General features: G+C 30.6%; 10 protein-coding genes. 4 read left to right on the forward strand and 6 right to left on the reverse strand.

Features of this window, described 5'->3' with window-relative positions:
* Nucleotides 1-267: 267 nt before the first annotated feature.
* On the reverse strand, nucleotides 268-1,107 hold the full coding sequence (locus BST83_RS17010; protein ID WP_104810963.1) for a hypothetical protein: 840 nt from the start codon (nucleotides 1,105-1,107) through the stop codon (nucleotides 268-270).
* A gap of 338 nt (nucleotides 1,108-1,445) precedes the next feature.
* Here BST83_RS17010 and BST83_RS17015 point away from each other — a divergent pair, with 338 nt between their 5' ends.
* Genes BST83_RS17015 through BST83_RS17030 form a run of 4 tightly spaced genes read left to right on the forward strand, consistent with a single transcriptional unit; the run spans nucleotide 1,446 to nucleotide 7,860 of the window.
* On the forward strand, nucleotides 1,446-4,619 hold the full coding sequence (locus BST83_RS17015; RefSeq protein WP_240614848.1) for a coiled-coil domain-containing protein: 3,174 nt from the start codon (nucleotides 1,446-1,448) through the stop codon (nucleotides 4,617-4,619).
* A gap of 1 nt (nucleotide 4,620) precedes the next feature.
* A complete protein-coding gene (gene ybeY / locus BST83_RS17020) occupies nucleotides 4,621-5,034 on the forward strand; it encodes an rRNA maturation RNase YbeY (RefSeq protein ID WP_104810964.1) in 414 nt (137 codons plus the stop codon).
* A 45-nt stretch (nucleotides 5,035-5,079) separates the two neighbouring features.
* On the forward strand, nucleotides 5,080-6,957 hold the full coding sequence (gene mnmG, locus BST83_RS17025) for a tRNA uridine-5-carboxymethylaminomethyl(34) synthesis enzyme MnmG (RefSeq protein ID WP_104810965.1): 1,878 nt from the start codon (nucleotides 5,080-5,082) through the stop codon (nucleotides 6,955-6,957).
* Nucleotides 6,958-7,002: 45 nt separating this feature from the next.
* Nucleotides 7,003-7,860, forward strand: a complete 858-nt coding sequence (locus BST83_RS17030) for a class I SAM-dependent methyltransferase (protein WP_104810966.1) — start codon at nucleotides 7,003-7,005, stop codon at nucleotides 7,858-7,860.
* Between the two features lie 1,155 nt (nucleotides 7,861-9,015).
* On the opposite strand, the gene BST83_RS17035 is transcribed toward BST83_RS17030, so the two are convergent.
* The 5 genes from BST83_RS17035 to panB form a co-directional block, all read right to left on the reverse strand.
* The gene (locus BST83_RS17035; RefSeq protein WP_104810967.1) at nucleotides 9,016-9,414 is read right to left on the reverse strand and encodes a DoxX family membrane protein; all 399 of its coding nucleotides are present in this window, start codon (nucleotides 9,412-9,414) and stop codon (nucleotides 9,016-9,018) included.
* A 17-nt stretch (nucleotides 9,415-9,431) separates the two neighbouring features.
* Nucleotides 9,432-9,722, reverse strand: a complete 291-nt coding sequence (locus BST83_RS17040; RefSeq protein ID WP_104810968.1) for a hypothetical protein — start codon at nucleotides 9,720-9,722, stop codon at nucleotides 9,432-9,434.
* A gap of 12 nt (nucleotides 9,723-9,734) precedes the next feature.
* A complete protein-coding gene (locus BST83_RS17045) occupies nucleotides 9,735-10,070 on the reverse strand; it encodes a hypothetical protein (protein WP_104810969.1) in 336 nt (111 codons plus the stop codon).
* A 37-nt stretch (nucleotides 10,071-10,107) separates the two neighbouring features.
* Entirely contained in the window at nucleotides 10,108-11,064 is a 957-nt protein-coding gene (locus BST83_RS17050; RefSeq protein ID WP_104810970.1) for a 2-hydroxyacid dehydrogenase, read from the reverse strand.
* Between the two features lie 111 nt (nucleotides 11,065-11,175).
* Nucleotides 11,176-11,994 (reverse strand): 3-methyl-2-oxobutanoate hydroxymethyltransferase, encoded by an 819-nt coding sequence (gene panB / locus BST83_RS17055; RefSeq protein ID WP_104810971.1) that lies wholly within the window; start codon nucleotides 11,992-11,994, stop codon nucleotides 11,176-11,178.
* Between the last annotated feature and the right edge of the window lie 72 nt (nucleotides 11,995-12,066).

The following is a 12,066-nucleotide window of genomic DNA, read 5'->3' on the forward strand; positions in this document are numbered from 1 at the left end:
ACAGATTAATGTGTTATACAGTCTTCGAGAAGCTCAGACAGAGATATGCTAGTTAAATTTATATAAATAATAGCTTATTAAATTTAAGGATGACGATAAAGATTTCGGTAATTTTGACAACCTTTGAGATCTAAATAATTTAGTATTAAATATTTTTTTCTCGATTAAGTTCTGCAACATCTTTTTTACTACAATAGGGACATAGTCCAAATAGAAATTGGAGATAAGCCTGAAATTAATGTAAAAGAAATTGGATTCTATATTAAGCTAAAACTTTTTATAAATTCCAAAAGATAAAGCGACTTGTTTTGCAACATTATTACCAAAAAATGCAGCTGGTAAACTAGCTGTAACTCCAAAATTATCAGAAAATTCTCCAATAGCTTTTATACCTAAAACGCCATATTCTTGATCATTTACATACAAACCCGATGCTAAATTTGAAGTAGGTAAAACTATATTGCCATTTTTAAAAGATTTTTCGATGTCTAGAAATCCAGTAAGCCAAATACTTTTAGAGATTTTACCGCCATATTCACCTCCAATTTTAAAGTTAGAACTGTAGTTATTTGTTCTCAACTTTGTGCCTATATAGGTTTGTAAATAAGATTTTCCAAAACTTTTTCCCACTAAGAAAAGCGGTGAAAAAGTAAGCGCGTCATAACCAGTTCTTATACCTGAATTTTCATCAAAAGAGGCTGTGTTTGTTTCCATAGAAAATTGACCAGAAAGGATCCAAGTTTTTTTGTAAAAATTATGTTTTAATCCTATTTCGATATTTCCTAATGAATTCTCTTTATTTGAATATTCAGGACAAGGTGCAACTAAACAGGGATTTACTAATTCTTTGTGATGAATAAGTTTATACGGGATATTTACTATTAAAGTAGAATTGTCTGATAAACCATATTCACCATAAAGTTGCATCGTATTATCAGTTATTTTTCCAGAAATTGTATAATCTGGATCTCCAAATAATTCATTATAACTTGGAATTGTTGTAAAAGAAAGTTGCGTGTAAAATTTTCCTTTTTCTTGTGTCCACGGACTTTGAGAGAATGCAGAAAAACCAATCAATAAAAAGAATAATTTGGTTATAGGTTTCATAGAGTATCATTATAATTTCGAACAAAGTCGAGCGGTTATAAACACTTAGTTGTTTCGTTTTTAAAATACTTACAAATCGTTTTAACAAATATTTTATTGCAAATCGATGCAGAAACTGTACTTTTATTGGTTAATTATGAACGGATACAAAAACATAACCCAAAAGCTACATCAATTTATACACAAATATTATACAAATGAATTGATAAAAGGAATTATTTTATTTTTTTCTTTGGGATTCTTGTATCTTTTTTTACGTTATTTTTAGAATATTTTTTATGGTTAAAACCAACTGCAAGAACTATTTTATTTTGGCTTTTTATTTTGGTTGAGGTTTTTTGTTAATTCAGTTTATTGTAATTCCTGTTTTTAAATTAATAGGTTTACGAAAGGGAATTTCTTTGCAGGATTCTTCAAAAATAATTGGAAATCATTTTCCGGAGGTCCAAGACAAGTTGTTAAATATTTTACAGTTGAAGGAAAGTTTAAATGATTCTGATTTAATTTTGGCAAGTATCAATCAAAAATCAGAAGAGTTAGCTCCAATTCCGTTTTTAAAAGCGATTGATTTTAAGCAAAATAAAAAGTATTTAAAATATGCAATTGTTCCTATTTTAATTTGGGCGATTAGTTTTTTTACAGGAACAAATAGTGGACTTAATCAAAGTCTAGAGCGCGTTGTAAATTATAAAACTTCTTATAACCCCCCAGCTCCGTTTTTATTTTCTGTATTGAATTCTGATTTGAAGGTTATCCAAGGAAAGTCAATAACAGTTTCGGTAAAAACTATTGGAACGGTTGTTCCGAGTGAAGTGAAGATTATTTTTAACAATCAAGAATATTTTCTCCGAAATAAGGGCAACTCCACATTTTCGTATACTTTTTCTGACGTACAAGAATCCATCAGTTTCTATATAGAAGCAAATAGAATTCAATCTCAGGATTACCAGATTAATGTTATTGGCACACCAACAATTGAAAATATTTCTTTGGATTTGAACTATCCTTCTTATTTGGGCAGGAGGAATGAAACTATCCAGAATTCTGTAAATTTAACAGTTCCCGAAGGAACGAATATTACTTGGAAAGTAGCAACGTCAAAAACAGATGCTGTGGCTTTTATCAGCAATCAAAAAAGAGAACTTTTTGAAAACTTGGTAAATGATAATTTTGAATACTCAAAAAGGATTCAAAATTCTTTGAGTTATCAAATTTCATCATCCAATAAAAATTTAAAAGATTTTGAGAATTTGCAATTTTCTGTTGATGTTGTAAAAGATGAGAACCCTTTGATTTCGGTGACATCAAATATTGATAGTATTTCTAGAGGAGTTTCACAATTTGCAGGTCAGATTTCTGATGATTACGGATTACGCAAATTACAATTGATGTATTATGATGAAGATAATCAGAATAAAATACAAAGTTTTGAAATTCAGATAACTAAAGAAAATATTCAAACTTTTTTTTATCAATTCCCTGATGGATTCAGTTTACAAAAAGGAGTTAATTACGAACTCTATTTTCAAGTATTTGATAATGATGCGGTTAATGGAAGTAAAAGCACAAAAAGTAAGATATTTAAGTACAGACAAAAATCCGGACAAGAAGTAGAAGAGGAGTTGCTGCAAGAACAAAAAGCAACAATTAATAATTTAGAAAATTCGCTTGAAAAACAAAAAAAGCAACAAGAACAATTAGAAACGATTCAGCAAGATTTACAAAATAAAAAAGATATAAACTGGAATGACAAAAAGAAGGTTGATAATTTTATAAAACGTCAAGAGCAATACAAGCAAATGATGGATCGTCAAACGGATAAGTTGCAAGATAATTTGGACGAAAAGCAGGAACCAAATAAAAGTTTACAAGAAAAAAAAGAAGACCTAAAACAGCGAATTGAGGAATTAAAAAAAATGGATAAACAACAGAAATTGTTGGATGAAATTAAGAAGGTTGCTGATAAATTAAACAAAGAGGATTTAGTAGAAAAGACGAAAGAATTAGCGCAGCAAAACAAACAACAACAACGTAGTTTAGAAAAAATGTTGGAGTTGGTAAAACGTTTTTATGTAGAACAGAAAACAATGCAGATTGCGAGTAAGATCGAAGAATTGTCTGAAAAGCAAGAGGAGCTAGAAAAGAAATCGGATGCCAATTTAGAAGCCCAAGAAGAAATTAAAAAGGAATTTGAGCAAATTAAAAAAGAATTAGAAGAACTTAATAAAGACAATGATAAGTTAAAAAAGCCGATGGAGTTACCAGACGTTGAAGGTGAAAAAGATGAGGTAGATAAAGAATTAAAAAAATCAGAAGAAAATTTAAAAGATAATAAACAGGAAGAAGCAAAGAAAAATCAGAAGCAATCATCTAAAAAAATGAAAGAGATGAGCGCTAAAATGCAAAAGATTATGACGGAAATGGAAGGAGAGTCTATGGAAGAAAACATGGAGGACCTTCGTAAAATTTTAGAAAACTTGGTTATTTTTTCTTATAAGCAAGAACAGCTAATGAATAAATTTAGCGAGACTTCAACTACACATCCTGATTTTGGAAAAGACTTAAAAAGGCAAAATGAAATTAAAAAATATTTTGAACATGTTGATGATAGTTTGTATGTGTTGGCAATGCGTGTTCCAAAAATATCAACTAAAATTCAGGATGATTTAGCCGCCGTTCATTATAATTTAGAACAATCTCTAGATAATTTTTCTGAGAATTTGTTTCCGCAAGGAATCTCAAATCAACGTTATGTAATGACGTCAACAAATAATTTGGCAGATTATTTAAGTAATATTTTAAGTAGTATGAAAAATAATTTGTCCATGAAAATGGGCAAAGGAAAGAAAGGTGGAGAAGGTTTTAGTTTGCCAGATTTGATTAAGAAACAAGAAGGTTTGTCTGAAAAGATGAAAGATGGAATGAAGAAAGGTGAGAAAAAGGGTGATGGAAAAGAAGGAGAAAAACCTGATGAAAATGGAAAACTTGGGGACAAAGAGGGTAAAGGGGAGAAAGGAAAAGATGGTAAATCTGGAAAAAACGGTCAAATAAAAGGTGGGGGTGAGGGAGGTTCTAATGATGATTTAGATGGTGAGCTTTATGAAATTTACAAACAACAATCTCAGTTAAGACAAGAATTAAAAGATGCAATTAAAGAAGGTGAAAATGGAGAAGCTGGTGGAAATGCAGAAGCAAAGAAAGTTTTAAAAACTATGGAGCAGCTAGAAAACGAAATACTTCAAAGAGGTTTTAATGCTGGGACACTTCGAAAAATGCAAAACCTAAATTACGAATTATTAAAATTGGACAAAGCGTCTTTAGAACAAGGAAAGGAGAAACAACGAAAATCGGCATCGAATCAAAGGGATGTTCAAAAGAATAATTTAAAACAATTGGAGTTTAAAAAGGAGTTTTATAATCAAACCGAAATATTAAATAGACAATCATTACCTTTGCAGCAAATTTATAAAAGTAAAGTTAGATACTATTTTTCTGACATCAAGAAAGAGTAATATGATAGAGTTTAATTACGAAACAACTTTTCAAGTAGAAGACGAGAATCGTCTAGAAAAATGGATTGAAAATGTAGCTTCAGAAAACGGTTTTGAGGTTGGGGAAATCAATTATATTTTTTGTGATGATGAATACCTTTTAAAGTTGAATGTGGAATTTTTGAAACACGATACTTTAACGGATGTGATCAGTTTTGATAACACCTTAGGAAAATTAATAAATGGAGATATTTTTATTTCGGTTGAAAGAGTAGTGGAAAATGCGAAAGAATATAACGATTCTTTTGAAGATGAACTTCACAGAGTCATGGTTCATGGTGTTTTGCATTACATGGGTTTTAAGGATAAGACTGATGATGAAATTAAGCAGATGAGAACTGCGGAAAATAGTTCTTTATTGCTATTAAACAATTGATATTCAAATTAATAAAAAATAAGTTTCACGTGGAACTATAAGATAATGAGTTTATTTTCAACAACATATGACGTAATTGTAATTGGCGGAGGACATGCAGGCAGTGAAGCTGCAGCAGCTTCTGCAAACATGGGTGCACACACTTTATTAATTACAATGAACTTACAAAATATTGCACAAATGAGTTGTAATCCAGCAATGGGTGGAATTGCAAAAGGGCAAATAGTAAGAGAGATTGATGCTTTAGGTGGGTATAGCGGAATTGTTACTGACAAAACGGCGATACAATTTAAAATGCTTAACAAATCTAAAGGACCTGCAATGTGGAGTCCAAGGGCGCAATCAGATAGGATGATGTTTGCAGAGTGTTGGAGAACGATGCTAGAGCAAACCGAAAATTTAGATTTTTACCAAGATTCTGTGAATGGTTTATTGTTTGACGGCGATAAAATTATTGGTGTAAAAACGGCTTTAGGTTTAGAGATTAAATCAAAAACTGTGATTATTACAGCAGGGACTTTTTTAAATGGTCTGATTCATATTGGAGACAAAACATTTGGAGGAGGAAGAGCCGGAGAAAGTGCGTCCACGGGAATTACAGAAGATTTGGTTTTAAAAGGATTTGAAGCAGGTAGAATGAAGACCGGAACTCCGCCAAGAGTTGATGGAAGATCTTTGGATTATTCTAAAATGTTGGAGCAACCAGGAGATGAAATTCCTGAGAAATTTTCATATTTACCAACAACAAGACCCTTGGTAAAACAACGTTCGTGTTATTTAACATATACAAATCCTAAAGTGCATGAATTGTTGCGAGAAGGGTTTGATAGATCTCCAATGTTTAATGGTAGAATTAAATCTACCGGACCAAGATATTGCCCTTCGGTGGAGGATAAAGTGGATCGTTTTGCTACGAAAGATAGGCATCAAATCTTTGTAGAGCCAGAAGGTTGGACAACTGTAGAAATGTATGTAAACGGATTTTCAACATCATTACCTGAGGATATTCAGGACAAAGCAATACGTGCAATTGAGGGTTTTGAGAACGTAAAGTTTTTTAGATATGGATATGCAATTGAATATGATTTCTTTCAGCCAACACAATTAAAGCATTCTTTAGAAACGAAATTAATAGAGAATTTGTTTTTTGCCGGTCAAATTAACGGTACTACAGGTTATGAAGAAGCTGCTTCGCAAGGATTAATGGCGGGTGTAAATGCTGCTTTAAAAACGCAAGGTAAAGCGCCATTTGTTCTAAAAAGAAACGAAGCTTATATAGGTGTTTTAATAGATGATTTAATTACGAAAGGCACAGATGAGCCTTATCGAATGTTTACATCGAGAGCAGAATATAGAACTTTGCTAAGGCAAGATAATGCGGATTTAAGATTAACTCCTTTAGGTTTTGAGCTGGGTTTAGCATCGAAAGAAAGAATGGATAGAGTTCTTGAAAAGCAGCGAAAAACCGATTTGCTAATTAAGTTTTTAGAAGAAACGAGTGTGACAGAGGCGGAGATTAATCCTATTTTAGAGGCTAAGAATTTAGATTTAATTAATCAATCTTTGAAGCTTTTTAAAGTTGCAGCAAGACCGCAACTAGACTTTAAAGACTTTAAAGATTTAGAGAAATTAAAAGTGTTTATTGCGGAGAATGACATTGATTGGGAGGTTGTAGAACAAGCTGAAATCCATTTAAAATATTCTGGTTATATAGAGAAAGAAAAGAACAATGCTGATAAATTAAACAGGTTAGAGAATGTAACAATTCCTGCTAATTTTAATTATCAAAAACTACAATCGATTTCTTTTGAGGCGAGGGAAAAGCTAACTAAAATTCAACCAACATCTATTTCCCAAGCAAGTAGAATTAGCGGAGTTTCACCAAGTGATATATCGGTGTTGTTAGTTTATATGGGAAGATAAAATTCGATATTTTTAAAATGTTCCTCGTGGAACAATTCAGAATACATGACAAAAGAAAAAGACTTTTATCAAAATTTACAACCTTTTTTAAGCTGTAAAGACCATGCTGTTTCTGGCGAAGTTTATAAAGTGATGATAAATAAAGAATACGATATGTTGGTAACAACTCCGGTTCCTAAAAATTTAGCTTCGTATTATAAAAGCGAAAATTATATTTCTCATACAGATTCTAAAAAATCACTGTTAGATAAAGTATATCAAAGAGTAAAAAACACCACGTTAAAAAGAAAGTTAAAACTGATCGCTTCTTTTAAAACATCATCAAAAAATATTTTAGATGTTGGGGCAGGAACAGGGGATTTTTTAAAAGTTTGTGAAAATAATTATTGGAATGTATTTGGAGTTGAACCCAATTTAGACGCAAGAAATATTGCGGCAAAAAAAGGAATTACCTTACAAGAAAATTTATCAGAAGTAAAAAAGATACAATTTGATGTAATTACACTTTGGCATGTTTTAGAACATGTAGAGGATTTATCTGCGTATATTTCTACACTTAATAAGTTGCTTTCAAAAGATGGGAAATTATTAATTGCTGTTCCTAATTTTAAAAGTGAAGACGCAAATTATTACAAAGAGTTTTGGGCGGCTTTTGATGCTCCAAGACATTTGTGGCATTTCTCACAAACATCAATTTCTAAATTGTTTTCATCAGAAAATATGATTGTAGAAAAAACAATCCCAATGAAATTTGATGCGTATTATGTTTCTCTTTTAAGTGAAAAATATAAATCAGGAAAAATGAATCCTATAAAATCATTTTATAGAGGTTTTGTATCAAATTTAAAAGCAAATAGAAGTAAAGAGTATTCTTCTTTGACTTATGTGCTTAAAAAGAGGTAAAAACGATTTTAAAAACCACTAAGAGGCTTGTCGTGGTTAAAACATATAAACACCTTATTGAAAATTAAAAACCCCTTAAAACATTCTTTTTTTGGGGTTTTTTAATCAATAAAACCAATTATTAGTGTTCTTTAAATAGTTTTTGTTGATAAAATTGCTCTTGTGATTTAAGACTTAAAATCTCTTACAAAAGAAGGATGCTTCATAATGTTTTCTTAGAAGATAAATTCCTGGTTAGAACATTTCATGAATTGATTTTTTTGAACAACAGAAATGGAATTGTTTATGAATTTTTATCTGATAAAAATAGCATTAAAAAGAAAAGGATTTCATGCGTCGTATTCTCTCTATTTACGTTGTCTGTTTTTTTTGAAGTTAGGAGATAATTTCATTTTTATATAATTATTTAAAAAAGAGAAATTGCAAAAGCAGCCTTTTTTACCCATAATGAGATTTATTTTAATCGGGATTTCATGTAGGATCTAGTTTGAACTTTTCATCAGAAAATTATTCTGATTCTGAAACAGATGAATTAAATATTTGTAAAACCCCTCTAATTGAAATATTAAAACAAGTAAATATAGCGTCTAAAGAATTAACCTAAATATTCAATTCTAGGAAAGTTATAGATACCGGTTTCGCAGTTGTTTTACTTTGATCATCAAGATAAAAACACAATAACTAATGATTCACTATGACCGAAAAATAAAACACAAACTAAATTCTTTTTTTACGGGTTTTAAGAGTGAAAAAAATCTAGGAAATAGGATTTCAGTAAATGATTGTTTTTGATTGAAGTAAAAATTTTTAAGTCAAAATGGAATTTATAAATTGAATTTTTAAAAAAAACAAAAAAACAGAAACTTATAAATTTTTAAATAATGATTGGTTTTTATTTTTATTAAAATAAATTGCTTGTAACGATTATTTTATCGAAGTTTTGGATAAACATTCAGAAAGAATAGGAGTATTTTCTATTCTTAATTTAACTACTTGCTTTGTAAAGAGCTAAAATGGATTTTAAAAACAGTTTGTTTACTTGTTATTCATAAAATACACTATTGCTCTAAATAAAAATAAAAAACCCTTAAAACGAATGTTTTAAGGGTTTTTATAATAGGTAATATTTATTGTTATTATTGATATTGATAAGTTTTAGCTATTTAACAAATATACACCCCAAAGTGCAATAATAAAATAGACAGCTAAAGACATCGCGCCTGCATAATCTTTTGCCAAACGTTGTCCTATCAGCAAGAAAATTAAAACGACCGCCGAAAGTTCTGCACCTAATAATGCAAATGCATTTGCTTCGGAAGTGTATAATTCGTAAACACCGATCAACATTAAAAGGCCTGCAACAATTTCTAAAATTAAAATAATAGCTAATAAAAGAGGCACGCTATTTTTTAAAGGGGAGTTTTTAAAATGCTCTTTAATAAAGGAAACATTTCCTTTCCAATCTAAAAGTTTGTCTGCACCAGATTGTAAAAAGGTAACAATTAAAAACAGTAATATTAAAACTTCGGTTGGATAATTTGAAAGTAGATTCATTAATTTATTTTTTAGGTTTATGTTAATTTTTTAAATAATTTTTGTAAAAACGTTTTCGATTTTTGGGTCACTTCTCTGAGATCTTCTTTTGCTTCTTTGGCAAAATTAGTTAAATTTTCTGCAGTTTCGTCCTCAAATTTAGATGCTTTCTTTTTTGCTTCTTCAATATTCTCATCAGTTAAAGTTTCGTCTATTTTCTTTTTTGCAATTTCTAAAATTTCTTTAGTATTCATAACAAATTCAGTTGTCTTTTCTTTTAGGTTTTCAACGAATTCATGCTGTTCTTTAGTTGTATTCTCTTTAGACATAATTTGTATATTTTAATTAGTAGCCTTTTTTAAAGTAGTTTCATGTAATCTAACCCATTGATTAATAGTTATTTTACTTGCTAATTCACCAGTTAAATCATAAGGAATTTCGTCCATTTTTTTAAATTGGATACAATTTTTACCAATTTCTAATTTTCGTTTACCATGACATCCATTTAGATATTTTGAATCTGGAATATAATGGCCTAACATTTTGTAATTGATGCTTCCTTTAAAACCTTTAGGAAGATCTTTCTTGAGGACTATTCGTAGTTTTTCAACCGCTATTTTTCTGTCAGCTGGCAATTGAGCAATATATTCTTCTGGTGTATTTGCTTCGTAGGGCATCTTATTGTTTTTTAGTGGATGATTTAAAGTCAGTAAGTTAACAAAATTTTACTTTAATTTTATCCACGATTGTTTGTGCTAATTTCTCATTGCTTTCTAAGGTCCAACCTGCAACATGCGGACTTAACAAAACATTTTCAGCATTTATTAAATATTGAAAAGCTTCGGGCATCTCAGCTTCGCTCGATGTGGCGTCCTTTTTAAACAGGTTTTCGAAAGACGATTTTTCGTATTCTAAAACATCCAATCCCGCGCCTAAAATTTTACCACCCTGCAAAGCTAAAACTAAATCTTTTGTTACAACAGATGTTCCACGTGCAGTATTTAGCAACCAAAAATTCTTTTTAAAACTATTGATAAAATCAGTGTTTACCATATTTTTTGTAAATTTGGTTTGTGGTGTATGTAAACTTAAAACGTCTGCTTTTTCTTGGATTTCAGCTAAAGAAACCTGTTTGCAATTTTCATCAGAAACGCCTGGTTTAATATCATAACACAATACTTTAACATCAAAACCACGTAGTTTTTTTGCGAAAGATTTCCCCATATTTCCATAACCAATTATGCCTACAGTTCTTCCGTTTAACTCAATTCCTCTGTTTTCTTCGCGCAACCATTTGCCTGTTTTAACTTCTTTATCTGCTTTATTTAATTTGTTGAAAAGAGATAAAAGCATTGCTAAAGAATGTTCACCAACTGCGTTTCTATTTCCTTCGGGAGCCGCAATTAATTCAATGTTTTTTGATGCTGCATATTCGCAATCTATATTTTCTAGGCCAGCACCAACTCTTCCAATAAATTGTAAGTTTTTTGCCTTGCTCAAAAATGCTTTATCAATAGAAAAGCGGCTTCTGATAATAAAACCATCATACAAATGAATTTTAGCTTCAATTTCCTGTTTCGAAGAAGTATAATCTTCCTCATTTTGAAAACCTAAATCGATTAGTTGATTTATTAATAATGGGTGATTTGAGTCTAAGTGTAATATTTTCATAATCAGATTATTTTCGAGTATTGTAACATAGTCAAAAGAGACTTAAAATAATTAAACTATTAATTTTTTTCACAATACATTCCTTCCCTTTGTTAAGGTTAGAAGGGGCTCTTAATATTGCTCATCTTCACTAGGGAAATCTCTACTTTTAACATCGGTAACATATTGTTCAAAAGCGTCTGTCATATCAGCATATAAATCTAAATATCTTCTTAAAAAACGCGGATTAAATTCATGCGTCATGCCTAACATATCGTGTGTAACCAAAACTTGTCCATCAACGCCGTTTCCTGCACCAATTCCGATTACCGGAATAGAGATCGCTTCTGCTACTTTTTTTGCTAAATCTGCTGGCACTTTCTCTAAAACTAAGGCAAAACAACCAATTCTTTCTAGCATTAAAGCATCTTCCATTAATTTATCTGCTTCTTCCTCTTCTTTAGCCCTAACAGTGTAGGTGCCAAATTTATAGATAGATTGTGGCGTTAGTCCTAAATGGCCCATTACAGGAATTCCTGCATTTAAAATACGTTTTATAGATTCTTTTACTTCTCTACCGCCTTCTAATTTTATAGAATGACCACCGCTTTCTTTCATAATTCTAATGGCAGAACGCAAAGCCTCTTTTGGGTCGGATTGATAACTTCCAAAAGGCAAATCAACTACAACTAAACAACGTTCAATACCTCTAACAACAGAACTTGCATGATAAATCATTTGATCTAAAGTTATTGGCAACGTAGTTTCGTGTCCCGCCATTACATTGGATGCAGAATCTCCTACTAAAAGCACGTCTAAGCCAGCACTATCAAGTATTTTTGCCATCGTATAATCGTAGGCGGTTAGCATAGAGATTTTTTCTCCGTTAGCTTTCATTTCTACCAAAGATTTTACGGTGATTCTTTTGTACTGTTTTTTTGCTACAGACATATTTTTTAGAATTTAGAATTTGGGTAAAAATAAGAAATATCGAGCGATATTTAACAAGTTAATATAGTGGTT

The organism is Polaribacter filamentus (genome assembly GCF_002943715.1).
In the GTDB taxonomy this organism is placed as follows: Bacteria; Bacteroidota; Bacteroidia; order Flavobacteriales; family Flavobacteriaceae; genus Polaribacter; species Polaribacter filamentus.

Excerpts from the sequence above, each read along its gene's own strand:
- BST83_RS17010 (WP_104810963.1), bottom strand. The coding sequence starts at position 1,107 with ATGAAACCTATAACCAAATTATTCTTTTTATTGATTGGTTTTTCTGCA.
- ybeY (WP_104810964.1), top strand. The coding sequence starts at position 4,621 with ATGATAGAGTTTAATTACGAAACAACTTTTCAAGTAGAAGACGAGAAT.
- mnmG (WP_104810965.1), top strand. The coding sequence starts at position 5,080 with ATGAGTTTATTTTCAACAACATATGACGTAATTGTAATTGGCGGAGGA.
- BST83_RS17030 (WP_104810966.1), top strand. The coding sequence starts at position 7,003 with ATGACAAAAGAAAAAGACTTTTATCAAAATTTACAACCTTTTTTAAGC.
- BST83_RS17035 (WP_104810967.1), bottom strand. The coding sequence starts at position 9,414 with ATGAATCTACTTTCAAATTATCCAACCGAAGTTTTAATATTACTGTTT.
- BST83_RS17040 (WP_104810968.1), bottom strand. The coding sequence starts at position 9,722 with ATGTCTAAAGAGAATACAACTAAAGAACAGCATGAATTCGTTGAAAAC.
- BST83_RS17045 (WP_104810969.1), bottom strand. The coding sequence starts at position 10,070 with ATGCCCTACGAAGCAAATACACCAGAAGAATATATTGCTCAATTGCCA.
- BST83_RS17050 (WP_104810970.1), bottom strand. The coding sequence starts at position 11,064 with ATGAAAATATTACACTTAGACTCAAATCACCCATTATTAATAAATCAA.
- panB (WP_104810971.1), bottom strand. The coding sequence starts at position 11,994 with ATGTCTGTAGCAAAAAAACAGTACAAAAGAATCACCGTAAAATCTTTG.